This is a genomic window from Tenacibaculum bernardetii (assembly GCF_029125915.1).
Classification (GTDB): domain Bacteria; phylum Bacteroidota; class Bacteroidia; order Flavobacteriales; family Flavobacteriaceae; genus Polaribacter; species Polaribacter bernardetii.
The window spans coordinates 15,914-39,878 of the sequence record NZ_JAQJCU010000002.1 but is presented as its reverse complement, the minus strand read 5'-3'; the positions used below and the strand labels follow the sequence as shown (position 1 = coordinate 39,878).

Below are 23,965 nucleotides of genomic sequence, written 5' to 3'. Positions count from 1 at the left end.
TGGATTTTAGTGAATAGAGGTTAGAAAAAAAATCAATAAAAATGAGAGAAATAAAATTCAAGTTTGAAGATTTGAAAGTGTATCAAAAAGCACTTGAATTTGTCGATTTTTCTTATGAAACATCAAATAATTTTCCAGATACAGAACGTTATGGGTTGAAATCTCAATTTAATAGAGCAGCTGTTTCTATTGTATTAAATATTGCTGAAGGTTCAGCAGATACAGACAAACAGTTTAATAGATTTTTGCAAATAGCATTAGGTTCTACAAATGAATGTGTTGTTTGTGTTTCTATTGCAAAACGACAAAATTTTATTTCTGAAGAATCTGAAAATGAAATTCGTGAAAAATTAGTAGAACTTTCAAAGATGATTATAGGTCTACAAAAATATTTGCGTAACAAAAATACTAACCTCTAAAAACTAACTACTATCGACTTTTCTGAATATTTTAAACTCGTTTTTACAGATTATACGCTTCGAACAATTACTATTGGTACTGCAATTTTAGGCGCTATTTGTGGTATGCTAGGTAGTTTTGCAGTGTTAAGAAAACAAAGTTTATTGGGCGATGCAATTTCACACGCATCATTACCTGGTATTGCCATTGCATTTTTAATTACAGGCACAAAAGATACTAATATTTTGTTACTAGGAGCTTTGATAAGTGGATTAATAGGAGCTTTTTGGATACGCGGAATTGTAAAAAACACACACTTAAAAACAGATACTGCTTTAGGTCTTATTCTTTCTGTTTTCTTCGGATTCGGAATGTTACTTTTAACTTTTATTCAGAAATTACCAAACGCAAATCAATCAGGTTTAGATAAATTTCTATTTGGTCAGGCAGCAACATTGTTAATTAAAGATGTTTGGTTTATGGCTATAGTAACGGCTATTTGTTTAGCGGTATTATTACTTTTTTGGAAAGAATTTAAACTCTTATTATTTGATGCAGATTATGCAAAAACCTTAGGTTTTAATATAAAATTTATAGATGCTTTAATAACCTGTTTCATCGTATTAGCAATTGTTTTAGGATTGCAAACAGTAGGTGTTGTTTTAATGAGTGCTATGTTGTTGGCGCCAGCAGCAGCAGCGCGTCAATGGACAAATAGTTTAAGCACGATGGTGGTTTTAGCAGCTGTTTTTGGTTTGCTTGCTGGAGTTATTGGTACAGGAATTAGTGCAAGTGAATCTAATTTATCTACAGGACCTGTAATTGTGTTAGTTGCCGCAGTATTTGTAGTGTTTTCATTTATATTTTCACCTTCAAGAGGATTGCTTTTTCGTCAAATTCGTTTTTTAAAAAATAGAAGAGATTTACAATTACATAAAACCCTGTCTTTTATGTTTGATTTGGTAAAAACACACGAAGATAAATCGCATCCGCATGCGGTGAAAATATTAAACAACTTTCAAGGGTATACCAGAGGTACTTTAAAAGAATTAGAAGAAAAAAAATATATAAAAGTGCAAGGTAAAATGTGGTCGATGACGGAGGAAGGATACCAGTTTGCAGGTAATTTGTATAATCAACATGTAGAAAATGAGTAGTGCTCAGATAGAAATACAATTAATAGCAAGTTTAGTAGCAGTAGCTTGTGCAATACCTGGTGTGTTTTTGGTATTGCGGAAAATGGCCTTAATTAGCGATGCTATTAGCCATTCGATTTTACCTGGTTTGGTAATCGGTTTTTTTATTACACACGATTTAAATTCTCCTTTATTGATTTTAATGGGAGCCTTATCAGGAATTTTAACCGTGGTATTGGTTGAGTATATTCAGAAAACAAAATTGGTAAAAGAAGATACGGCAATTGGTTTAGTTTTTCCGGCATTGTTTAGTATTGGTGTACTTTTAATAGCCAAAAACGCAAACGATGTTCATTTAGATGTAGATGCTGTTTTATTGGGTGAATTGGCTTTCGCACCGTTTGATAGATTAATAATTAACGGAACAGATATCGGACCTAAATCATTATGGATCATAGGAACAATATTGGTAATTACCTTAGGCCTTTTAATCGCTTTTTTTAAAGAGTTAAAAATAAGTACGTTCGATGCTGGTTTGGCAACAGCTTTAGGTTTTTCACCAATTGTAATTCATTACGGATTAATGAGTGTGGCATCTATAACAACCGTCGGAGCTTTTGATGCAGTCGGAGCAATATTAGTTGTAGCTTTAATGATTGCGCCAGCGGCTACTGCTTATTTATTAACGAATGATTTAAAGAAAATGTTAGTTTTTTCAGGGTTATTTGGCGTGTTTTCGGCTATTTCGGGTTATTGGGTAGCGCATTGGCTAGATGCTTCAATATCTGGATCTATGATTAGCATGCTTGGTTTAGTTTTCTTCTTCGTGTATTTATTGGCTCCCAAAAGAGGGTTGATTTCAGTAATTTACAGAAACAGGCAGCAACAAAAAGAAGTGCAATTGCTTACTTTTTTGTTGCACTTAAATAATCATACTGAAAAAAGAGAAAGACATATTAATCATTTAAATGAGCATATAAATTGGCATAAAATAAAAGCAAAATCCGTAGTAGATTTAGCTAGAAAAAATAATATGATTGTTATAGAAAATCAAATTATATCACTTACCAAAAAAGGGAAAACCTTTACCGAAAAGGCAATAGATTATATTATAACAAACGACGATTCTAAGATCGAATCAATGAAAAAAGATTTCTTTTTGTTTAGAGGGTAAGTAACAATATTTCTGTTCTCTGCTTTCTTATTTTCTTTAAATAGGTTACTTTGCATAAAAAAATAACCTGTGCAAAATTCTTCTAATTTTGAAGTGTACAATGCTTCTGCTGGTAGCGGAAAAACGTTTACACTTGTAAAAGAATATCTAAAAGTTTTATTGAGTTCTGATGATATTTTTACTTTTCAGAAAATATTAGCGATTACATTTACCAACAAAGCAGCTGGTGAAATGAAAGAGCGTGTGTTAGAAAATTTGCAAGAATTCTCTGAAGGAAAAGAAAACGATTTGTTTGAAATTATTATCAATGAAATTAAAATTGATAAACAAACTGTTATAAGTAGAAGTAAAAAAATATTAGATGCTGTTTTACAAAACTACTCCGCTTTTTCAATTACTACGATTGATAGTTTTACCCATAAAATAATTAAAAGTTTTGCGTACGATTTAGGATTGTCGCTAAATTTTGAGGTTGAAATGGATGCTGTTTCTTTATTAAATGAAGCTGTTGATATATTGATTTCTAAAATTGGAACAGATAAAGATTTAACGAAATTATTAATTGATTTCTCCCTAGATAAAGCAGATGATGATAAATCGTGGGATATTTCGTTGGAGCTTAATGAGTTTTCTAGAATTTTATTAAATGAAGACGATACGAAGCATTTTAGAAAACTGGCGGATAAAAAGCTAGCTGATTTTACGAATTTCAAAACTAAACTTTCTAAATATCAAAAAGAGATAAAAAAGCGATTTATAGAAATTGGGAGTCAGGGAATAGCGGTTATAGAAACGGCACAAATAAATCATAAAGATTTTTATCGCTCTATGTTGCCGAATCATTTTTTGGCGTTGTCTCAAAATCCAGAGAAAGCAAAGTTTTTCGAAGATTCAAAGCTTCGCGAACGTATCGAAGAAAATAATTTTTATGCAAAGTCAAAATCAGACGATATAAAAAATGCCATTGAAAGCATTTTGCCTGAATTGTTGAATTTATACAGTCAATCAGAGGAATTGTATCAGCAATTTTTAATGAACAAATTGGCATTAAAAAGTATCATTCCGTTAGCTGTTTTAAATCATATTAATTTAGAGTTAACACATATAAAAGAAGAAAATAATATTCGATTAAATGCTGAGTTTAATCAATTAATTTCTGACAATATTAAAGATCAACCAGCGCCGTTTATCTATGAAAGAATTGGGCAACGGTTTATGCATTATTTTATTGATGAAATGCAAGATACATCAGTGTTACAATGGCAAAATATAATTCCGTTAATCGACAATGCATTAGCACAAGAAAAAAGTAATTTATTGTTGGTAGGTGATGGTAAACAAGCTATTTATCGCTGGCGTGGCGGTAAAGCAGAGCAGTTTATTTCTTTAGGATCGGATGTTGAGAATCCGTTTCATGTTCCGAAAGAAATAAAAACACTAGAGACTAATTATAGAAGTTATACAGAGGTAATTGATTTTAATAATCAATTTTTTCAGCACACGTCAAATTTTCTTCAAAATGAAAATTACAAACAATTATTTATTGAAGGAAATAAGCAGTTAACAACGGCAAAAAAAGGCGGATACGTTTCGTTGTCTTTTTTAGATAAGGAAGAAGAAAAAGAGGATGAGGTTTTAAAATATCCGAAGAAAATATTAGAAACCATTAAAAGTTTAGAAGCCGATTTTTCTTTAAATGAAATTTGTGTATTAGTCCGTAAGAAAAAAGACGGAATTGCAGTGGCAAATTATTTATCTGAAAACGGAATTAACATTATTTCATCAGAAACATTGTTGTTGCAAAATAGCTCGAAAGTAAATTTTATTGTTGCTGTTTTACAAGTAATTCAACATCCGAATGATAAAGAAGCATTGTTAGAGGTTTTGTATTTCTTACACGATCATTTAGAGCTGAAAACGGAAAAACATGCTTTTATATCAGCAATGATTCATCAGCCGAATGATGCAATTTTTAAAGAGTTATTAAGTTATCAAGTGTCTTTTGAGTTAGCCGATTTTCATCAATTACCGTTTTATGAAAAAGTAGAGGAAATCATCCGAAGTTTTAAATTGATAAACTCTTCAGATGCCTATGTGCAATTCTTTTTAGATGTGGTTTTAGAACAGCAGAGAAAAGGAACGAGTATTCAGGAGTTTTTAGATTTTTGGGAAGATAAAAAAGTAAATTTAAGCATTGTGGCTCCCGAAAGTGGAAACGCTGTTCAGGTTATGACGATTCATAAATCGAAAGGACTAGAATTTCCGGTGGTTATTTTTCCGTACGATTTAGAAATTTATCGACAAATAAATCCGAAAATTTGGTTAGATGATTTACCAGCCGACTTTGAAAATTTTAAGGAATTATTAGTGCCGTTTAATAAAGATTTAAAAGCTATAAATGATCGAAGTTTAGAAATATACGATCAACAAAGAGAAGAATTAGAATTAGATAATTTTAATCTTCTGTATGTAGCTTTAACGCGTTCGGTAGAGCAGTTACATATAATTACCGAATATAAACTTACGGCTAAAGGAGAAGAGAATGTTAATTTTTATTCAGGAATATTTATTAATTATCTAAAAGAAAAAAATCTATGGAATAATGATCAGTTAGAATACTCTTTTGGAAATTTAACAAGAATAAGTGAGCGTAAAGAAATCACTTCTTTAGCAGCGATTCAGGAAGAATTTATATCTACGCCTTGGCAAGAGCACAATATTCATATGTTGGCAAGTGCTTCAAAACTGTGGAATACCGAGCAAGGAAAAGCAATTGAGTTTGGAAACTTGATTCACGAAATGATGGCGAAAATTACAACCCAGCGCGATGTAGAAAAAATAGTGAATCAATACGAGCAACAAGGTGTAATAGATAAAGAACAAGCAAAAACGATTAAAACAGATATTAATAAAATAGTAAATCATTCAGATTTGCAGCATTATTATTCAAAAGAAGTAACTATATATAATGAGCGTGAAATTGTTGATGTTGATAATCAGATTTTAATTCCCGATCGATTGGTGCTTGATACGAATAATGCAGTAACTATTATCGATTATAAAACAGGAAAACCATCCAAGAGTTATCATCAGCAATTATTACGATACGAACGTGTGTTAAAATCGATGAATTTTAAGGTTGATAAAAAACTACTTATATATATTAATGAAGAAATTTTGGTTGAAGAAGTTTAACAATTAACTTTGACCTTTTAAATATAAATACCACATCGATTGTAGATGTAAATAAAATATAAATTATGTACGGAAAAATAAAAGAACAACTACAACAAGAAATTCAAGAGATTAAAGACGCCGGATTGTATAAATCAGAACGTATTATTACATCTTCTCAAGATGCTGCTATAAAAATAGCAACAGGCGAGGAGGTAATTAATTTTTGTGCAAATAATTATTTAGGATTGTCAAATAACCCAGAAGTAATTCAAGCAGCAAAAGACACTATGGATACGCATGGTTTCGGAATGTCATCTGTTCGTTTTATTTGTGGAACACAAGATATTCATAAGGAGCTTGAAGCAAAAATTGCAGAATTTTATACAACAGAAGACACTATATTGTATGCTGCTGCTTTTGATGCAAATGGTGGAGTTTTCGAACCGTTGTTAACAAAAGAAGATGCTATTATTTCAGATAGTTTAAACCACGCCTCTATTATAGACGGAGTTCGTTTGTGTAAAGCAGCTCGTTATCGTTATGATAATAATGATATGAGTTCTTTAGAAGCGCAGTTGATTGAAGCAAATAAACAAGAACACCGTTTTAAGATTATTGTTACTGACGGAGTTTTCTCTATGGATGGAATTGTAGCAAAGCTTGATGAAATTTGTGATTTAGCTGATAAATACGATGCAATGGTAATGGTCGATGAATGTCATGCTACAGGTTTTATCGGTAAAACAGGTCGTGGTACTGTTGAACTTAAAAATGTAATGGATCGTGTTGATATTGTAACCGGTACTTTAGGAAAAGCACTTGGTGGTGCAATGGGAGGTTACACAACAGGAAAAAAAGAAATTATAGAAATATTACGTCAGCGTTCACGTCCGTATTTATTCTCAAACTCATTAGCGCCATCTTTAGTAGGAGGTGCATTAAAAGTTTTTGATCTAATATCAAACGATACTTCTTTAAGAGATAAGTTAGAGTGGAATACCAATTACTTTAGAACAGAAATGGAGAAAGCAGGTTTTGATTTGGTTGGAGCAGACGCGGCAATTGTTCCAGTGATGTTATACGATGCAAAACTTTCTCAGAATATGGCAAATAAATTATTAGAAGAGGGTATTTATGTGATAGGTTTTTTCTTTCCGGTTGTGCCGAAGGAAAAAGCAAGAATACGCGTGCAATTGTCCGCAGCACATGAAAAAGAACACCTAGATAAAGCTATAAAAGCTTTTATAAAAGTAGGGAAAGAGCTGGGAGTGATTTAAATATCTTAAACGAAATCTTGCACTTATTGTAAGTTTTTGTAGATTTGCTTTTGTAAATAAGTTTTAACAACTTACATTTGCTAAATATATAAACGAACTTTTAATTTAAATTTTTTATAATGAAACAAATCAAATTAGCTGTGATAGCTTTGTTTACGTTCGCTACTTTAGGGACGGTAAACGCACAAGATTCTGACAACCCATGGGCTGTAGGATTTGGAGTTAACGCTGTAGACGTTAGAATTCCAACTGAATTTTCAGATTATGCAAAAGATTACGTAGGTACTGGTGACTGGAATGTTCTTCCTTCTATCTCTAGAATTTCTGTAGGAAAGTATTTAAACGATGGTTTTACTTTAGAATTAGCAGGATCTATAAATAAGATTGAAACGGTTTTAAGAGAAAATGATTCAGACGAACTTTATTGGGCTATTGATGCTAACGTAAAGTATGACTTAAATAACTTAGTAGGTGAAACTTCTTGGTTTGATCCTTATGTATATTTAGGGGGTGGTTACACTTCTTTAGCTGATCAAGGTGAAGGTATGTTAAATGCAGGTTTTGGTTTCAATACTTGGTTCAACGATAACTTAGGTTTAAACTTTCAAACTGGTGGTAAAAAAGAATTTAGTGATAAAGTACAAGATCACTTCCAGCATTCAGTTGGTTTAGTGTTTAAATTTGGTGGTACTGATACTGATGGTGATGGTGTTTTCGATAAAGATGATGCTTGTCCAGAGGTTGCAGGATTAAAAGAATTTAACGGATGTCCTGATACTGATAATGACGGAATTAAGGATGCAGATGATGCATGTCCAGAAGTTGCTGGTTTAGCAGCTTTAAACGGATGTCCTGATACTGATGGTGATGGTATTGCTGATAAAGACGATGCTTGTCCTACAGAAAAAGGAACTAAAGCTAACAACGGATGTCCTGATACTGATGGTGACGGTGTAGTTGATGGTAAAGATAAGTGTCCTGCAGTAGCAGGTCCTGCAGCAAACGCAGGTTGTCCTTGGCCAGATACTGATGGTGATAGCGTTTTAGATAAAGACGATAAATGTCCTAATGTAGCAGGTGTTGCTTCTAACAACGGATGTCCAGAAGTATTAATTACTAAGGAAGCTGAAAAGAAATTAAATGATTTCGCAAGAGCTATTTACTTTAACTCAGGAAAAACATCTTTTAGAGCTGGAGTTTCTGGTAAATTAGATTTAATTGCTGCGATCATGAAAGAATATTCTAAAGCTAAATTTAGTATTCAAGGTCACACAGATAGTCAAGGTAGAGCTGCTAGTAACAAAAAATTATCAGAAAGAAGAGCTAAGGCTGTTTTAGATTATTTAGTTGTGAAAGCTGGTATTTCTGCTGATAGATTAGTGTCTGCTGGATTTGGTGAGGACTATCCAATCGCTGATAACAAAACAAGAGCTGGAAGAGCTCAAAACAGACGTGTTGAAATTAAATTAACAAAATAATTTAGTTAAAACGTAAGTTTTATAAAATGCCTCACAAATGTGAGGCATTTTTTTTGTTCAATATTTTTAGTAAAAATAGCGTGAAACGTTTTTTAAATTCCACTAAAAAAATTACCTTTGCACTTTGAAAAATGAGCTAAAGCTTACATAGCAAATTAAATAACTTTAATTACATATAGTAATGTCTACAATAACAGGTAAAGTTTCTCAAATTATTGGTCCAGTTATCGATGTTGAGTTTAATACAGAAAATGCTGAATTACCAAAAATTTACGATTCATTAGAAATTAAAAAAGCTGATGGTTCAATTTTAGTATTAGAGGTTCAACAACATATAGGTGAAGATACAGTTCGTACCATTTCGATGGATGCGACAGATGGTTTAAGTAGAGGTACAGAGGTGATCGCTACAGGAAGCCCAATTCAAATGCCTATAGGAAGCGATATTTATGGTCGTTTGTTTAACGTAACAGGTGAAGCTATTGACGGATTAGGTAATTTACCTAAAACTGGTGATGCAGGATTATCAATTCACCGTCAAGCACCAAAATTTGAAGACTTATCAGTGTCAACAGAAGTGTTGTTTACAGGTATTAAGGTAATTGATTTAATTGAACCGTATGCAAAAGGAGGTAAAATTGGATTATTTGGTGGAGCAGGAGTAGGTAAAACCGTATTAATTCAGGAGTTAATTAACAACATCGCAAAAGGGCACGGAGGTTTATCTGTATTCGCTGGTGTAGGCGAAAGAACTCGTGAAGGAAACGATTTACTAAGAGAGATGTTAGAGTCAGGAATTATCAAGTATGGTGATGACTTTATGCACTCTATGGAAGAAGGAGGATGGGATTTATCTAAAGTAGATAAGCCAGGAATGAGAGACTCTAAAGCTACTTTCGTATTCGGACAAATGAATGAGCCGCCTGGAGCACGTGCACGTGTTGCTTTATCTGGTTTAACAATTGCAGAATATTTCCGTGATGGAGCAGGAGAAGCACAAGGAAAGGACGTTCTTTTCTTCGTAGATAATATCTTCCGTTTTACACAAGCAGGTTCTGAGGTATCGGCATTATTAGGTCGTATGCCATCAGCAGTAGGATACCAACCAACATTAGCTACAGAAATGGGAGCAATGCAAGAACGTATTACTTCTACTAAGAAAGGTTCTATTACATCTGTACAAGCAGTTTATGTGCCTGCAGATGATTTAACAGATCCAGCACCAGCAACAACGTTTGCTCACTTAGATGCAACGACAGTATTATCTCGTAAAATTGCAGAATTAGGTATTTATCCTGCAGTAGATCCATTAGATTCTACTTCAAGAATTTTATCTGCTGAAGTTTTAGGAGCTGAGCATTATGATACAGCAACAAACGTAAAAGAAATTTTACAACGATATAAAGAATTGCAAGATATTATTGCGATTTTAGGTATGGAAGAATTGTCTGAAGAAGATAAATTAGTAGTTCACAGAGCACGTCGTGTACAACGTTTCTTATCTCAGCCTTTCCACGTAGCTGAACAGTTTACAGGTATTCCAGGATGTTTAGTAGACATTAAAGATACTATTAAAGGGTTTAACATGATTATGGATGGAGAATTAGATAAATATCCTGAAGCAGCGTTTAACTTAAAAGGATCAATTCAAGAAGCAATTGATGCGGGAGAGAAAATGTTAGCTGAAGCATAATTCAAGTAACAATTAACAATAATTAATTCTATTGAAATTATGTTTTTAGAAATTGTAACTCCAGAAGCTATCTTGTTTTCATCAGAAGTAGATTCTGTTACTGTACCGGGTATTGACGGTGAATTTCAGATGTTAAATAATCACGCACCAGTTGTGTCTATTTTAAATAAAGGAACCGTAAAAGTACACGTACATACGCAAAATCACTTAGTTTTTGATGATTTACATGGCAGTATAGTAAGTTTACCAGAAGATGATAAAGTGTTAACTTTAGCTATCAAATCTGGAACTTTAGAGATGAAAGATAATAAAGTAATTATCCTAGCAGATTAATTACTTAAACATCATAAAAAAAAGCCAAACGTAAAGTTTGGCTTTTTTTGTTTTATAAAGAATTTTACTATCTATTTTAATTACCTTTGTACTAATGAATACAGTATTTTTATTTATAGGAGGTCCAGAGATTTTTGTAATCTTGTTATTAGTCGTTATGTTATTCGGAGCAGATAAAATTCCAGAAATAGCTAGAGGATTAGGAAAAGGTATACGTCAAGTTAAAGACGCTACAAATGATATAAAAAAGGAAATAAACAACAGTGCCAAAAATCAAGGTATAGATACCGACTTCGTAAAAGATATTAATAAAGAAGTTAATAAAGTTAAAGACAATATTGATGATTTTACGGGACCTATAAAGCGTAGGTAGTAAAAATTATTTAACTCTACTTATTGTTAAGCCATCTCTTATCGGCAATAAAACAGTTTCTAAGCGGCTATCTTCATTAAGCTTCTTATTATATTCTAAAAGAATTTTAGTGTCAATATCTTTCGGATTTACTTCTTCAACTACCTTTCCACTCCAAAGTACATTGTCAGATAAAATAACACCACCGCTATTCATTTTCTCAATAATTAAATCGAAATAATTTAAATAATTTGATTTATCAGCGTCAATAAAAACCAAATCGAATTTAGTGTCTAAAGTCGGGATAATATCAATTGCATTTCCAATATATTGATGGATCTGATTTTTGTAATCTGATTTTTGAAAATAAGTAGTTTGTAGCTCTTCTAATTCTTCATTCTTATCAATAGTATAAAGATTTCCATTTTTTGCTAAACCTTCAGCTAAAGACAGTGCAGAATAGCCCGTGTAAGTACCAATTTCTAAAATAGACTTCGGGTTAATTAATTTTGAAATCATCGATAATACTCTTCCTTGAAAAGCACCGCTTAACATTCTAGGGTTTAATACTTTTTGCCAAGTTTCTTTAGTTAATTCTTGTAATATTTTTGGCTCTTGCTGTGAGTGATTAACAACATAAGTATCAATTTTTTCAGGAAGAAAATGCATGCTTTTATTTTTTGGTTCAAAGGTATAAAAAAACGGAACTCATTATAAAATAAATTCCGTTTCAATCTTAAAAACAATTGTATCAATTTAACTGACGTAATTTTTCTTTAAGTATGTCTTTATCTTGGTTTGATAAACACTTTGTTTCACTTTTACAATTAGCAGCTTTCATTTTAAAAAGATCTGACATTTTACTATTTTGCGTAGTATATGTTTTGCATATTTTACAAACTATTAGGTGCCAATTAAGCTGTATTTTTTCATAAAATGATGCTTCTCCATATTGTGCTTTATCACAAATTGTAGTTGCTTCATTACATGTTAATTTAAATTTTTTAAACATTACCTCTTACTTGTTAAACCAATTTGTTTCCATACAGCTCCTTAACTGCGTTCTTGCTCTGTGGATGATTACCCATAAATTTGACGGAGTGATATTTAGTTCCTTACAAATTTCCTCAGTCTCAAATTCTTGTATGGTTTTCATTCTGAAAACCATAGCATATTTTTCCGGTAATTTATCTATACAGCTATCTAATTGAGATTTCAATTCAACGTTTTCAATACTTTTATCAATCTCATTATCCCAAGATTGTGGTACACGTTCTTCAATCCAATCTCCTTCATTTTCACCATTTTCATAAAAATTCATCCTAACTTCAGCTTGTCCTTTTTTAGAATTTATTTTTCGATAATGATCTATCACTTTTCTTTTTAATATAGAAACCAACCAAGTTCTTTCACTAGCTTTACCTTTAAAATTTTTAGCAGATTTAAGTCCAGCAAAAAAAGTTTCTTGAACTAAATCTTTAGCGATATTAGAGTCATTTACACGTGCAACAGCATAATTAAATAAATAATCAGCATAAGCATCTACCCAGTTATTTGGAGATAAAGTGTTGGATTTGTTTGTTTGGTTCATTGCCCCAAATATAAGTTATTTTTTATTTAATGAAACTTCATATATTCTGCTTAATCCATTAGCGTTACTATTTATAAAATTAATGGTTTCTTTCATCGTTTTACTTGATTTAAAGCTTTTTGGGATAGTACTTTTATTTGTAGTGTAGTATAGCATATTAGTGTTTGAGTCAACAAACGGACAGTAATCTAATTTTTTACTATTAATTTCTTTTCCTAAATGTTTTGCAGGCAACCAATTGTTATTATTATCTTTTCTACTGATGTATAAATCGCCTTGACCTAAATCGTCTTTTCTTCCGTACGATGTAAATATAATATAGCTTTCATCTGGAGCTACAAAAGCATTGAATTCATATTTTTCTGAATTTACATTAGTACTTAATGAAACAGGTGTTGTATATTTATTATCAATAAACCTACTTACATAAATGTCTTCTTTTCCTTTTGAGCTAGCGTAAGAAGCAGTAAAAAACAAATCACCATTATTTGTAACCGACGGATAAAATTCATCCGCTACAGTATTAATTACTTCGCCAACGTTTATAGGTTTAGACCAGTCATCAGTTATTGATTTCCTTACAACATACCAAATATCAATATCTTTTTTAATTTCATTTGAAGTATTATTTTTTCTGTTGGAAGCAAAAAATAATCTTAATCCATCTGGTGATAAAAAAGGTTCTAAATCTTTATATTTCCCTGAAAAAGCTACCGTTTCAGGTTCAGTCCACAAATGATTTATTTTTTTTGAAAATGCTATAAATGAGTATTCTTTCGTATAGCTTTCTACAGTAAAATAAAATTCATCACCAGTATTATTTAGAGAAAAATCCCTAACATTAGGTAATCCGTTAAATAATTTAGGTAAGAACATTTTAGCTTCTTGAGCATTGATGTTTTGAAAAAGTAATAGAAAGATAATTAATATTTTTTTCATTTTATTTTTTTAAAGATTTGCAGTCGGTTTTTCGTCTCATATCTACCAAGTAAATTATCTTCCATTTTCCGTTATCATTGAATAATTGAAAAGAGTTTGCGCCACAATGGCTAAATTTATCATTTAAATAAAATTCATAAGGAATCCAAACAGAAGCTAAATTACCATCAATATGAATTTGCCAAGAAAGAATTTTTTCTAAATAAGTATGTTCACTTTTTTTATTCGCAATTCCTGTCAGTAATTTTTCTCTACTATCGGTTACTAATTTTTTATTTTCCTCTTTATCCGTAAAAGTAGTCTGTATTTTAATTGTTGAATGTAAGGTTGAACTAACTAAAGTACTATCACCCTTATGAAGTCCGTCAAAAAAAGTTTCAATAGTCTTTTTTATAGCGATGTTTTCTGTGGTGTTTTGGGCGTTAACAACGGTAGTAAGAATAAAAATAATAAATAGTGTAATTATCTTAGGCATGATAGTTTGGCTTTTAAAAAAGTGAAATTATTAAAAACGAACTCAGTTATAATATAATTAACAGAAGATTAACGACTTCTGTAAATATTATCTAATCTCTTAGGAACTTAAATTTAAGAGATAATTCAAGCGAATAATTGCGTATTTTTACAATCAAGAAAATTTAAAACAATGTCAGTAGCTAAAAAACAATATAAAAGAGTAACAACGAAGTCTTTAGTGGATATGAAAGCAAACGGAGAAAAAATCTCTATGCTAACTGCTTATGATTATACGATGGCAAAAATTGTAGACGGAGCGGGAATTGACGTTATTTTGGTAGGTGATTCGGCATCAAACGTAATGGCGGGACATGAAACAACCTTGCCTATCACTTTAGATCAAATGATTTATCATGCAAGTTCTGTGGTAAGAGCTATTGAGCGTTGTTTAGTGGTGGTAGATTTACCTTTTGGTAGTTACCAATCAGATCCTAAAGAAGCATTGCGTTCTGCCATTAGAATCATGAAAGAGTCGGGAGGGCATTCAATAAAATTAGAAGGTGGTAAAGAGGTAAAAGATTCTATCAAACGTATTTTAAATGCGGGTATTCCGGTAATGGGACATTTAGGATTGACACCTCAATCTATCTATAAATTCGGAACCTATACAGTAAGAGCAAAAGAAGAGGAAGAAGCAGAACAATTAATAAAAGATGCTTTAATGTTAGAAAGAATAGGGTGCTTTGCGCTTGTTTTAGAGAAAGTGCCAGCTGGTTTGGCTAAAAAAGTAGCGGATGCGCTTACAATACCTGTTATTGGTATTGGAGCCGGAGCAGGCGTAGACGGACAAGTATTAGTTACTCATGATATGATTGGAATGACACATGAATTTAATCCGCGTTTTTTACGTAGATATTTAGATTTATACTCAGAAATGACAGGCGCTTTTCAAAATTATATAGCCGATGTGAAATCGCAAGATTTTCCTAGTGAAAAAGAACAATATTAAGCTGAAAAGTCTTCTGAAAAGAAGGCTTTTTTTTATCAGATAAAAAATGAAAATACTTCACTTAGATTCAAATCACCCTTTGTTATTAGAGCAATTAAATAATGCAGGTTTTACGAATGAAGAAGATTATAAGTCTACAAAATCAGAAATTGAAGCCAAAATTCATCGCTATGACGGAATCATCATCCGAAGTAGATTTTCTATTGATGCCACTTTTTTAGATAAAGCAACCAATCTTAAGTTTATTGGTAGAGTAGGTGCTGGTTTAGAAAATATAGATTGTGACTATGCCGAGAAAAAAGGCGTGTATTTAATTTCGGCTCCCGAAGGAAACAGAAATGCCGTTGGTGAGCATACTTTGGGAATGTTATTATCACTTTTTAATAAGTTGAATAAAGCAGATAAAGAAGTTAGAAATGGTAAATGGTTGCGAGAAGAAAATCGCGGAATTGAACTCGACGGAGAAACAGTTGGTTTAATTGGTTATGGTAATATGGGGAAGTCTTTTGCAAAAAAACTTCGTGGTTTTGATGTAGATGTAATTTGCTATGATATTAAGCCAAATGTTTGTGATGAAAACTGTACCCAAGTTTCATTAAAAGAATTGCAAGAAAAAACAACTGTTTTGAGTTTGCATACTCCACAAACAGCTTTAACGATGAACATGGTTAATGCTGATTTTATCAATACTTTTTCGAATCCTTTTTGGTTCTTAAACACGGCAAGAGGAAAATCGGTAGTTACTGCCGATTTAGTGGATGCTTTAAAATCTGGTAAAATTTTAGGTGCAGGTTTAGATGTTCTAGAATACGAGAAAAAGTCATTCGAAAATTTATTTCAAAAAAATGTAATAGCTAATATGTCATCTCGAGCGGAGTCGAGAGACGAAATGCCAGAAGCATTTAAATATTTAATAAAATCAGAAAATGTATTGCTTTCTCCACATGTTGCAGGTTGGACAGTTGAAAGTAAAGAAAAACTAGCACAAACAATTGTAGATAAAATAAAATCAAAATTTTGTTAACTTGTAGCTTTTAAAATCAGATAGCATGAAATACGAAGCCAATTCACCTGAAAAATATATTGCACAAGTTCCGGAAGAGCGACAAGCAGTTCTAGAAAAATTACGAAATACTATTAAAAACAATCTTCCGCAAGGTTTTGAAGAAGGTATGAGTTATAATATGATTGGCTATTATGTACCGCATGCTCTATATCCAGATGGTTATCATTGTGACCCTAAATTACCACTGCCGTTTATAAGTATTGCTTCACAGAAAAATTCAATCAATTTATATCATATGGGTTTGTATGCTAAACAGGAATTATACGATTGGTTTGTTGCTGAATATCCGAAGCATTGTAAACGTAAATTAGATATGGGTAAAAGTTGTATTCGATTCAAGAAAATAGAAGAAATACCGTTTGATTTAATCAAAGAACTCTGTACAAAAATGACCGTTAAAGAATGGATTGCTATTTATGAATCAGCGATAAAAAAGAAATAATGAAAAAAGGTAAAGTTTTAGGAATAGGCGGTGTGTTTTTTAAAACCGAAAACGTATCAGAAACCAAAGATTGGTATAAAAACAACTTAGGTTTTAATACAGATGATTGGGGTTGTACTTTTTGGTGGAAAGATAACGAAGGAAAAAAAGCATCTACACAATGGAGTCCGTTTACAAAAGACACTAAACATTTTCAGCCATCAGATAAAGATTTTATGTTTAACTATCGCGTAGAAAATTTAGTAGAATTATTAGAAGAGCTAAAAACAAAAGGAGTGCAGGTTTTAGGCAAGATAGAAGAGTATGATTATGGTAAGTTTGGTTGGATTATAGATTTAGACGGAAATAAAATTGAACTTTGGGAGCCAAAAGACGAAGCTTTTTTATAAATTCGGCATCAACTAATTATTAAAAACAAAAAAAATGAATGTAATTGATGAAAATGGAAAACCAGTTCCAACTCAAGAAAGTAAACGAATTTTAGCAGGTATTCTAGCAATAGTAATTGGATCATTAGGTATTCATAAATTTATCTTAGGGTATACAAAAGAAGGTATTATTCAAGTTGTATTAACGTTTGTAACTTGTGGTTTTGCTTCTTTAGTGCCTTTTATAGAAGGAATTATCTATTTAACAAAATCTGATGAAGAGTTTATTCAAACATACCAAGTAAACCAAAAAGGTTGGTTTTAATCTAAAAAAGAAACACTTTATTTAGATTATAAAAAATAAAAAGCGCCAATATTGGCGCTTTTTATGTTTAATGAAAATTGTAATTATTTTTTTCTAAAAGCTAATGCTTCTTGCTTTTTTTCTTCATTACGCTCAATTTTATGGTCAGGTCTTGTCCATTTAGGTTTTTCACCTAAGTTTTCAAATTTAGAATCTTTTGCTTCAACCGATTGTGGTTGTACTTTTTTAGTAAATGGTTTTTGAGGATTCATTCCTAGCATTTCAAACATTTTCATGTCTTCATTTACATCAGGATTCGGAGTTGTAAGTAACTTGTCACCTGCAAAAATAGAATTTGCTCCTGCAAAGAAACACATTGCTTGTCCTTCTCTACTCATTTGAGTTCTTCCTGCTGATAAACGTACTTGCGTTTCTGGTAAAACAATACGTGTAGTAGCTACCATACGCACCATATCCCAAATTTCTACAGGCTTTTCATCTTCTAACGGAGTTCCTTCAACAGCAACTAATGCGTTAATTGGTGTAGATTCTGGTTGCGGATCTAAAGTAGATAAAGCAACTAACATTCCTGCTCTATCTGCTGCGTTTTCTCCCATTCCAATAATTCCACCCGAACAAACCGTTACGTTTGTTTTACGAACATTACTAATTGTATCTAAACGATCTTGGTAACCACGTGTAGAAATTACTTCCTTATAATACTCTTCTGATGAATCTAAATTGTGATTATAGGCATATAAACCAGCTTCTGCCAAACGTTGTGCCTGATTTTCGGTAACCATACCTAAAGTACAACAAACCTCCATATCTAGCTTGTTAATGGTTCTTACCATGTCTAAAACTTGGTCAAATTCTGGTCCGTCTTTTACGTTTCTCCAAGCAGCTCCCATACAAACACGAGAACTTCCGCCCGATTTTGCTCTTAAAGCCTGTGCTTTTACTTGCTGAACCGACATTAAATCGTTTCCGTCAACATTGGTGTGGTAACGTGCCGCTTGCGGACAGTATCCACAATCTTCAGAACAGCCACCAGTTTTTATAGATAACAGTGTAGAAACCTGCACCACATTAGGATCATGACTTTTTCTATGCACCGTTGCAGCTTCATATAAAAGCTCCATCATCGGTTTGTTATATATCTCAAGAACTTCTTCTTTCGTCCAATTATGTCTTACTTCACTCATAAATTCAAGTTGTTTGTGTTGTCAAAAATAAAAAAACTAATTGGCTTTTTATTTCTTTTTAGAAGCTATTTCCTGCTTTCGCTACTCGCTTTTTTTTAAAAAATAAAAAAGAGCTCAAACAAACCGCTCTATCAGGGCTAAACTTGTTTGTAAAGAGAGAGTAATTTCTATGTCTTAATAGTTAACCTCCATTCTTTATTGTCAAATTTAGCGGAGTCGAGATTGTTTTAAGCTTAACGAGTTCTCGACTCCGCTCGAACAGACAATTAATAGATCGTGTTTTGATAATAATATCTAAGTCAACCTGAACTTGTTTTAGGTTCTCATAATGAGTCAACACTGTTTGTTGTAAAGATGCGATTCTGAAATAAATTCAGAATGACGCGCTTGTATCGAGTTCTGAATCAAAACAGTTATTTATTAACTATTTTTATCCGTAGAAAGTAAAGAATTGCTAAAAACAAAAATTCCGCTATGAAAGCGGAATTTTATACTTGTTATTTTAAAGTTTAAGAAGGCGAATTATCTTCTTTAGCTTCTTCAATATTTGTAGTCGGTAATTCTTTACCTTTTAAATACTCAGGCAATTCCATACCAGCCATATTAAACATTTCTTGTAAAGGTGGTACTGCTTTGTACATTCCAGAAATAAAGTTAGACGTTGATGATTTACCGTCTTTTCCGCCACCGTTTTCCCAAACAGTAATTTTATCAATCTTAATATTTTTAATAGCTTCGGCTTGTGTTTTAACCAGTTCTGGTAATTTATCAGCAATTAAAAGTAAAACGGCGTCTTTAGAGCTATTACCAGCTGCTTTTACAACCTGATCTAAACCAGCTGCTTGCTTTGTTAAAACTTCATACAAACCTTGTGCTTCCGCTTGTGCTTTAAATAAAATGGCATCGGCTTCACCTTTTGCAATTCTTCTAATATTTTCAGCTTTTGCTTCCGCATCAATTTCAACTTTTCTTTTATCAATTTCGGCAGGCACAATAATATCTGCTAATTGAGAAGAGCGTTCTCTTTCTGCCCTAGCAACTTCTGCATCTTGCTCTGCAGCATACGATTCTTTTAATGCGTTTGCTGTTTGTACTTTTTCTGATGCAATTGCGGTACGTTCTGCTTCTGCTTCACGCTGTCTACGTAAAGAATCTGAATTAGCTACGGCAATCTTTGCTGTGTTTTCTCCTTCTACAGCTTTTGCATTTGCAGCAGCTACCTGACTTCTTTCGTCTTGTACAGCATTTGCTTCACCAATAGAACCATCTCTTGTTTTTTCGGCAACAGATTTACGAGCGGCGTTAATTGCATGTGCAGCGGCTTCTTTACCTAAAGCTTCAATATAGCCAGATTCATCAACAATATCTGTAATATTTACGTTGATTAATTTTAATCCTACTTTCTTTAATTCTGTTTCTACAGACTGAGAAATATTGGTTAAAAACTTATCTCTATCATTGTTAATTTCTTCTATATCCATAGAAGCAACAACTAAACGTAACTGACCAAAAATAATTTCTTGCGCCAAATCTTGAATACTATCTTGATCTAAACCTAACAATCTTTCTGCAGCATTCTGCATAATTCCTGGCTCTGTAGAAACTCCAATTGTAAATCTACTTGGTACATTTACACGAATATTTTGTTTAGAAAGTGCGTTTACTAAATTTACTTCTATCGAAATAGGTGTTAAATCTAAAAATTGATAATCTTGAATTACCGGAAAAATAAATGCGGCTCCACCATGAATACATTTTGCCGATTGGCCACCACCAACTTTACCATAAACTACTAAAATTCTATCCGAAGGACATCTTTTATAGCGTTTAATTAGAGTGATAAATAAGATAAAAATAAATAGAATCGCAATAATGATTCCGATAGGTCCTGCAAACCCATCAATTTGTAATAATGTTCCTTTTAGCATAGTCAATTTTTATTTTTGAGGTTCAATGATTAATAATCCGTTTGGTGTTACTTCAATTACTTTTATCACAGTTCCCTGTGTTAAATCTGTATCGCAATTTGTAAGTGCCTCTAATTCTCTTAACGAGTTTTGTACTTTAACATGTACTTTTCCTATTTTAGATTTTTTAGCTCCTACGGTTAAATACACTTCGCCAATTGCGTTTAGCGCGTTTTCCATTTTTAAAGTTCCGCTAGAAGTTAATTTACTGATGTAGTAAAATAACGCAGCCATTGCTGTCATCATTAATAATCCACAGAAAATAGAAATAAATAAGGTAATACCTTTTGAGTTTCCTGCATCGATACTTGCAATTCCGCTCCATCCAAAAATGGTGAAAAAAGCAACCATGTTTTTAAAGGTGAAAAATTGAAATCCGGCACCAGTATCGGCATCTATTTCAGCATCAACATCACCTATATCATCAGTATCAGCTCCCACAAAAGTACTTATAAGAACAAATAAAAATATTATGGTTGAAGCAATTGTAACAACCCAATACATTTTCTGAAAAGAAGTTAATTCATTAAACCATTCCATCATAAAGCAATTATTTTAATAAGTTACTAAAAGTAAATAAATTGACTGAAAGAAGCACTATTATTTCGTCAATAAAACAGAAACGGCATTCCCGCCAAAACCAACTGCATTTACTAATACTTTAGTTATTTTTTTTGGTTGATTTTGTTTTTTTGCAAACGGAACTTCAATTGCTTTTTGATATTGCAATATAAAGACGGCTAATTCTAAACTAAGTAAGCCAGAAGTACCGAAAGTATGCCCGACTTTCCACTTATTAGTAGTTAAGAAAGGTGTTTTGTTACTAAAAACTTTTTGGATGGCGTTAATTTCTGATGAATCTCCTTTTATAGTTCCTGGTGCGTGCATTACAATAACATCAATTTCATCAGGAGAAATTGTACCTAAAGCCATTTTCATAGATTTCTGAAAACAATCTGCATTTGCGGTAACCGAAGTATTGTGTTTTAAAACTTCTGTAGCATAACCTACACCTTTAATAAGTGCAACTGCATTTTCTTGAACTCCTTTTTCTAAACAAAAAACGGCTGCAGCTTCTCCTAAAACCATCGTGTTTCGTTTCTTTTCTAAATCAAAAGCTTTACAGGGATATTCATCGGTTTCTTTCGAGTACACTTTTAACGCTTGCATTTGGGCAATCGTAAAATTAGTTAAAGAAGCTTCACTAGCACCAATCATAAATTTTTCTGACATGCCTGATTGTAACCAAGCAACGCCGTTTAACAAAGAGTGCAATCCTGTAGAGCAGGTTATTGAATGCGAAATTTCAGGTCCGTTACTTTGTAAATCATGGGCAATCCAAGAAGAAATATTTCCTAATGTAGTGGTTGGCGAACTTAAGGTTGAAGATTTACCGGTTTCTAAAAATTCTTTGTGATATTTCTCAAATAAAGAAGTTGCTCCTCTCGACGAACCAATATTAATTCCGAAGTTATCTTCAGAATTCCAATTTGTTTTTTCAATAGCCTTTCTTGCTACATATAAAGTGTATATAACCGAATCGTCTAAGTTTTTATATTTATTATCTGAATTTCTTATTGCTGTAATAGCAAGTTTATCTTGTTGATTCAAGCTACCTGTCCAAACATTTTCTCTTAGCGTTAAGAAATGTTTTGTATTTAAATAGTTTTCCCAAATTTGCTCAGGAGTACTTCCTAAAGCAGAAACGGAAGCAAAAGAGGTAATAGAAATTGGTTCTTTCAACGTATTAAAGTTTTCACAAAAATAATGGTAAAATCAAGCATTACGAAATAAATAAATATTTATATTGTGAAAAAAAGAGAACAAATGGAAGTGCAAGAACAAAAAAGTTGGTTTGGTAGAAATTGGGGTTGGGTAGTGCCTGTTGGTGGTTGTGGCTGCGGATGTATCGGACTTATTTTATTATTTGTTTTTGGTATTGGCGCTGCGTTTTTTGGTATATCAGAAATGATTACAAATGCTACGCCTGTAGAGTATGCTATAGAACAAGCTTCTAAGAATAAAGAAGTACTTCGTTATTTAGGAGAACCAATTGAAAAATACGGAATTCCATCAGGAAATATATCAATAAATAATGATGAAGGAGATGTTGATTTCTCAATTCCGATTTCGGGACCAAGCGGAAAAGGAACATTAATTATTCGAGGAATAAGAACTAATGGCGAATGGATTTATGAAGATTTATATGTGCGTATTAAAGAAACACAAAAAGAAATAAATTTATTAGTTAAAGAAAAGGTTTTAGAAGATATCTAAAACCTTTTCGATAGTGGTGTATACTTTTTGTAACTGCTCTTTTGTAATTACATAAGGCGGTTGAATATAAATGGTATTTCCTAACGGACGTAAAAACACGCCGTCATTCATAAAGTGTTTTAATAATTGGTCTCGTAAAGTACCGTAACGATTCGCATTGGTTTTTAAATCGATTGCTAAAATTACACCTTTAGTACGTGTAGTGGTTACTTTTGGATGCTTTTTAATGCGTTCTTCAAACGTTTTGTGAGAAGTTATAATAGTTTGAATGCTTTCTTGAATCTCTACAGTTTGTAGTAATTCGATACTAGCCAAAGCAGCGCTACAAGCAATAGGATTTGCTGAATAGGTGTGGCAATGAAAAAAACCTTTTGCAATATCATTGCTTAAAAAAGTACTATAAATTTCTTGAGTACAAGAGGTAATTGCCATTGGCACTAAACCAGCAGTTAAAGCTTTACTTAAACAAATAATATCTGGTTTTGTAGCAACTTCATCCGAAGCAAAATGATTTCCTGTCTTTCCGAAGCCAGTCATCACTTCATCAGCAATCATTAAAATATTATTTTCTTTGCAAAAATTTAAAATCTCGTTTAAATCTTCTGCTTCATGAATTTTCATTCCGGCAGCACCTTGCACTAAAGGTTCGTAAATAAAGCCAGCAATATTATTTTTAGCAACGATTTTTTCTAACTGATTTAAAATTTCTTGATTATTTTTCCCGTTCGGAACAGGAATACGCTCAATATCCATTAAAAAATCTTCAAACGGCCCGTTGTAAGCTGATAAGCCAGAAACCGACATAGCACCGAAAGTATCACCATGAAAACCATCTTCAAAAGCAATGAAAGTAGTTCGTTTTTCGCCTTTATTAAAATAGTATTGCAATGCCATTTTAATAGCCGCTTCTACAGCTGTTGATCCGTTATCGTTAAAGAAAATTCTATTTTGATTATCAGGAAGAATTTTAATCAGTTCTTCGGATAATTTAACAGCAGGTTCGTGTGTAAAATCACTAAACATTATTTGATCTAATGTTTGCATTTGTTGGTAAACACGACTCGTAATAAAATCGTTACAATGCCCAAACATACAAGTATACCAAGATGAAATAGCATCGATATATTCATTGCCATTTTCATCAGTTAAAATACATCCTTTGGCTTTTACAATTCCTAAACTATCTGGATGTGTTTGGTGTTGTTTTAATGGATGCCACAAATGTTTTTTATCTCTTTCTTGAAGTGTCATACTTTTATTTTTTCGTTATACTGATAATAAGTTTAATACTAAATTAGCAAGTATATTTCTTTTTATTATAC

At 32.2% G+C, this 23,965-nt stretch carries 25 protein-coding genes; 15 read left to right on the top strand and 10 right to left on the bottom strand.

Going from position 1 to position 23,965, the window contains the following annotated elements; all coding sequences use genetic code 11:
• Positions 1-41: 41 nt before the first annotated feature.
• The 9 genes from P2G10_RS01875 to P2G10_RS01835 all read left to right on the top strand — a co-directional run bounded on the left by P2G10_RS01875 (position 42) and on the right by P2G10_RS01835 (position 11,040).
• Positions 42-419, top strand: coding sequence for a four helix bundle protein (locus tag P2G10_RS01875; protein ID WP_218771637.1), 378 nt, complete (start codon positions 42-44; stop codon positions 417-419).
• Positions 420-431: 12 nt separating this feature from the next.
• Complete coding sequence (locus P2G10_RS01870; RefSeq protein ID WP_275315145.1) at positions 432-1,556, top strand: metal ABC transporter permease; 1,125 nt, start codon at positions 432-434, stop codon at positions 1,554-1,556.
• Positions 1,549-2,709: a metal ABC transporter permease gene (locus P2G10_RS01865; RefSeq protein ID WP_275314986.1), complete on the top strand. Its 1,161-nt coding sequence runs from the start codon at positions 1,549-1,551 to the stop codon at positions 2,707-2,709. The genes P2G10_RS01870 and P2G10_RS01865 overlap by 8 nt, the downstream gene beginning before the upstream one ends.
• Before the next feature lie 69 nt (positions 2,710-2,778).
• Positions 2,779-5,904, top strand: coding sequence for a UvrD-helicase domain-containing protein (locus P2G10_RS01860; protein WP_275314985.1), 3,126 nt, complete (start codon positions 2,779-2,781; stop codon positions 5,902-5,904).
• A 65-nt stretch (positions 5,905-5,969) separates the two neighbouring features.
• Positions 5,970-7,163: a glycine C-acetyltransferase gene (kbl, locus tag P2G10_RS01855; protein WP_218771634.1), complete on the top strand. Its 1,194-nt coding sequence runs from the start codon at positions 5,970-5,972 to the stop codon at positions 7,161-7,163.
• A gap of 119 nt (positions 7,164-7,282) precedes the next feature.
• A complete protein-coding gene (locus tag P2G10_RS01850) occupies positions 7,283-8,641 on the top strand; it encodes an OmpA family protein (protein WP_275314983.1) in 1,359 nt (452 codons plus the stop codon).
• A gap of 181 nt (positions 8,642-8,822) precedes the next feature.
• The gene (gene atpD, locus P2G10_RS01845; RefSeq protein WP_218771632.1) at positions 8,823-10,334 is read left to right on the top strand and encodes a F0F1 ATP synthase subunit beta; all 1,512 of its coding nucleotides are present in this window, start codon (positions 8,823-8,825) and stop codon (positions 10,332-10,334) included.
• A 39-nt stretch (positions 10,335-10,373) separates the two neighbouring features.
• Positions 10,374-10,667, top strand: coding sequence for a FoF1 ATP synthase subunit delta/epsilon (locus tag P2G10_RS01840; RefSeq protein ID WP_218771631.1), 294 nt, complete (start codon positions 10,374-10,376; stop codon positions 10,665-10,667).
• A 94-nt stretch (positions 10,668-10,761) separates the two neighbouring features.
• Positions 10,762-11,040 (top strand): Sec-independent protein translocase subunit TatA/TatB, encoded by a 279-nt coding sequence (locus P2G10_RS01835; protein ID WP_218771630.1) that lies wholly within the window; start codon positions 10,762-10,764, stop codon positions 11,038-11,040.
• Positions 11,041-11,046: 6 nt separating this feature from the next.
• On the opposite strand, the gene P2G10_RS01830 is transcribed toward P2G10_RS01835, so the two are convergent.
• The 5 genes from P2G10_RS01830 to P2G10_RS01810 all read right to left on the bottom strand — a co-directional run bounded on the left by P2G10_RS01830 (position 11,047) and on the right by P2G10_RS01810 (position 14,024).
• A complete protein-coding gene (locus P2G10_RS01830; RefSeq protein ID WP_275314982.1) occupies positions 11,047-11,688 on the bottom strand; it encodes an O-methyltransferase in 642 nt (213 codons plus the stop codon).
• A gap of 82 nt (positions 11,689-11,770) precedes the next feature.
• Positions 11,771-12,031, bottom strand: coding sequence for a hypothetical protein (locus P2G10_RS01825; RefSeq protein ID WP_218771628.1), 261 nt, complete (start codon positions 12,029-12,031; stop codon positions 11,771-11,773).
• A 6-nt stretch (positions 12,032-12,037) separates the two neighbouring features.
• Positions 12,038-12,610: a sigma-70 family RNA polymerase sigma factor gene (locus P2G10_RS01820; protein WP_275314981.1), complete on the bottom strand. Its 573-nt coding sequence runs from the start codon at positions 12,608-12,610 to the stop codon at positions 12,038-12,040.
• A 15-nt stretch (positions 12,611-12,625) separates the two neighbouring features.
• On the bottom strand, positions 12,626-13,549 hold the full coding sequence (locus P2G10_RS01815; protein WP_275314980.1) for a TolB family protein: 924 nt from the start codon (positions 13,547-13,549) through the stop codon (positions 12,626-12,628).
• Between the two features lies 1 nt (position 13,550).
• Entirely contained in the window at positions 13,551-14,024 is a 474-nt protein-coding gene (locus P2G10_RS01810) for a nuclear transport factor 2 family protein (protein ID WP_275314979.1), read from the bottom strand.
• A 171-nt stretch (positions 14,025-14,195) separates the two neighbouring features.
• Here P2G10_RS01810 and panB point away from each other — a divergent pair, with 171 nt between their 5' ends.
• The 5 genes from panB to P2G10_RS01785 are packed head-to-tail and all read left to right on the top strand — an operon-like array spanning position 14,196 to position 17,215.
• Positions 14,196-15,014, top strand: coding sequence for a 3-methyl-2-oxobutanoate hydroxymethyltransferase (panB, locus tag P2G10_RS01805; protein ID WP_275314977.1), 819 nt, complete (start codon positions 14,196-14,198; stop codon positions 15,012-15,014).
• Between the two features lie 46 nt (positions 15,015-15,060).
• Positions 15,061-16,038: a 2-hydroxyacid dehydrogenase gene (locus P2G10_RS01800; protein WP_275314976.1), complete on the top strand. Its 978-nt coding sequence runs from the start codon at positions 15,061-15,063 to the stop codon at positions 16,036-16,038.
• A gap of 25 nt (positions 16,039-16,063) precedes the next feature.
• Positions 16,064-16,522, top strand: coding sequence for a DUF1801 domain-containing protein (locus tag P2G10_RS01795; protein ID WP_275314975.1), 459 nt, complete (start codon positions 16,064-16,066; stop codon positions 16,520-16,522).
• The gene (locus P2G10_RS01790) at positions 16,522-16,911 is read left to right on the top strand and encodes a VOC family protein (protein WP_218771621.1); all 390 of its coding nucleotides are present in this window, start codon (positions 16,522-16,524) and stop codon (positions 16,909-16,911) included. The genes P2G10_RS01795 and P2G10_RS01790 overlap by 1 nt, the downstream gene beginning before the upstream one ends.
• Positions 16,912-16,945: 34 nt before the next feature.
• Positions 16,946-17,215, top strand: a complete 270-nt coding sequence (locus P2G10_RS01785; protein WP_218771620.1) for a TM2 domain-containing protein — start codon at positions 16,946-16,948, stop codon at positions 17,213-17,215.
• Between the two features lie 83 nt (positions 17,216-17,298).
• On the opposite strand, the gene bioB is transcribed toward P2G10_RS01785, so the two are convergent.
• The 4 genes from bioB to P2G10_RS01765 all read right to left on the bottom strand — a co-directional run bounded on the left by bioB (position 17,299) and on the right by P2G10_RS01765 (position 22,109).
• On the bottom strand, positions 17,299-18,399 hold the full coding sequence (gene bioB, locus P2G10_RS01780; protein WP_218771619.1) for a biotin synthase BioB: 1,101 nt from the start codon (positions 18,397-18,399) through the stop codon (positions 17,299-17,301).
• Between the two features lie 509 nt (positions 18,400-18,908).
• The gene (locus P2G10_RS01775) at positions 18,909-20,327 is read right to left on the bottom strand and encodes a flotillin family protein (protein WP_218771618.1); all 1,419 of its coding nucleotides are present in this window, start codon (positions 20,325-20,327) and stop codon (positions 18,909-18,911) included.
• A gap of 9 nt (positions 20,328-20,336) precedes the next feature.
• Positions 20,337-20,909 (bottom strand): hypothetical protein, encoded by a 573-nt coding sequence (locus P2G10_RS01770; RefSeq protein WP_275314973.1) that lies wholly within the window; start codon positions 20,907-20,909, stop codon positions 20,337-20,339.
• A 57-nt stretch (positions 20,910-20,966) separates the two neighbouring features.
• Entirely contained in the window at positions 20,967-22,109 is a 1,143-nt protein-coding gene (locus tag P2G10_RS01765; protein WP_275314972.1) for a beta-ketoacyl synthase N-terminal-like domain-containing protein, read from the bottom strand.
• A gap of 66 nt (positions 22,110-22,175) precedes the next feature.
• On the opposite strand from P2G10_RS01765, the gene P2G10_RS01760 reads away from it, so the two are divergent.
• Positions 22,176-22,643, top strand: coding sequence for a cytochrome c oxidase assembly factor Coa1 family protein (locus P2G10_RS01760; protein WP_275314971.1), 468 nt, complete (start codon positions 22,176-22,178; stop codon positions 22,641-22,643).
• Here the strand turns inward: P2G10_RS01760 and bioA are convergent.
• Entirely contained in the window at positions 22,629-23,894 is a 1,266-nt protein-coding gene (bioA, locus tag P2G10_RS01755; RefSeq protein ID WP_275314970.1) for an adenosylmethionine--8-amino-7-oxononanoate transaminase, read from the bottom strand. The genes P2G10_RS01760 and bioA overlap by 15 nt on opposite strands.
• Positions 23,895-23,965 lie beyond the last annotated feature (71 nt).

What these genes read in the sequence shown, in the direction of transcription:
- P2G10_RS01790 (WP_218771621.1), top strand. Translation starts at nt 16,522, where the DNA reads ATGAAAAAAGGTAAAGTTTTAGGAATAGGCGGTGTGTTTTTTAAAACC.
- P2G10_RS01815 (WP_275314980.1), bottom strand. Translation starts at nt 13,549, where the DNA reads ATGAAAAAAATATTAATTATCTTTCTATTACTTTTTCAAAACATCAAT.
- bioB (WP_218771619.1), bottom strand. Translation starts at nt 18,399, where the DNA reads ATGAGTGAAGTAAGACATAATTGGACGAAAGAAGAAGTTCTTGAGATA.
- P2G10_RS01785 (WP_218771620.1), top strand. Translation starts at nt 16,946, where the DNA reads ATGAATGTAATTGATGAAAATGGAAAACCAGTTCCAACTCAAGAAAGT.
- P2G10_RS01865 (WP_275314986.1), top strand. Translation starts at nt 1,549, where the DNA reads ATGAGTAGTGCTCAGATAGAAATACAATTAATAGCAAGTTTAGTAGCA.
- P2G10_RS01840 (WP_218771631.1), top strand. Translation starts at nt 10,374, where the DNA reads ATGTTTTTAGAAATTGTAACTCCAGAAGCTATCTTGTTTTCATCAGAA.
- P2G10_RS01795 (WP_275314975.1), top strand. Translation starts at nt 16,064, where the DNA reads ATGAAATACGAAGCCAATTCACCTGAAAAATATATTGCACAAGTTCCG.
- kbl (WP_218771634.1), top strand. Translation starts at nt 5,970, where the DNA reads ATGTACGGAAAAATAAAAGAACAACTACAACAAGAAATTCAAGAGATT.
- P2G10_RS01850 (WP_275314983.1), top strand. Translation starts at nt 7,283, where the DNA reads ATGAAACAAATCAAATTAGCTGTGATAGCTTTGTTTACGTTCGCTACT.
- P2G10_RS01775 (WP_218771618.1), bottom strand. Translation starts at nt 20,327, where the DNA reads ATGCTAAAAGGAACATTATTACAAATTGATGGGTTTGCAGGACCTATC.
- P2G10_RS01830 (WP_275314982.1), bottom strand. Translation starts at nt 11,688, where the DNA reads ATGCATTTTCTTCCTGAAAAAATTGATACTTATGTTGTTAATCACTCA.
- atpD (WP_218771632.1), top strand. Translation starts at nt 8,823, where the DNA reads ATGTCTACAATAACAGGTAAAGTTTCTCAAATTATTGGTCCAGTTATC.
- P2G10_RS01770 (WP_275314973.1), bottom strand. Translation starts at nt 20,909, where the DNA reads ATGATGGAATGGTTTAATGAATTAACTTCTTTTCAGAAAATGTATTGG.
- P2G10_RS01875 (WP_218771637.1), top strand. Translation starts at nt 42, where the DNA reads ATGAGAGAAATAAAATTCAAGTTTGAAGATTTGAAAGTGTATCAAAAA.
- P2G10_RS01820 (WP_275314981.1), bottom strand. Translation starts at nt 12,610, where the DNA reads ATGAACCAAACAAACAAATCCAACACTTTATCTCCAAATAACTGGGTA.
- P2G10_RS01835 (WP_218771630.1), top strand. Translation starts at nt 10,762, where the DNA reads ATGAATACAGTATTTTTATTTATAGGAGGTCCAGAGATTTTTGTAATC.
- P2G10_RS01800 (WP_275314976.1), top strand. Translation starts at nt 15,061, where the DNA reads ATGAAAATACTTCACTTAGATTCAAATCACCCTTTGTTATTAGAGCAA.
- bioA (WP_275314970.1), bottom strand. Translation starts at nt 23,894, where the DNA reads ATGACACTTCAAGAAAGAGATAAAAAACATTTGTGGCATCCATTAAAA.
- panB (WP_275314977.1), top strand. Translation starts at nt 14,196, where the DNA reads ATGTCAGTAGCTAAAAAACAATATAAAAGAGTAACAACGAAGTCTTTA.
- P2G10_RS01825 (WP_218771628.1), bottom strand. Translation starts at nt 12,031, where the DNA reads ATGTTTAAAAAATTTAAATTAACATGTAATGAAGCAACTACAATTTGT.
- P2G10_RS01810 (WP_275314979.1), bottom strand. Translation starts at nt 14,024, where the DNA reads ATGCCTAAGATAATTACACTATTTATTATTTTTATTCTTACTACCGTT.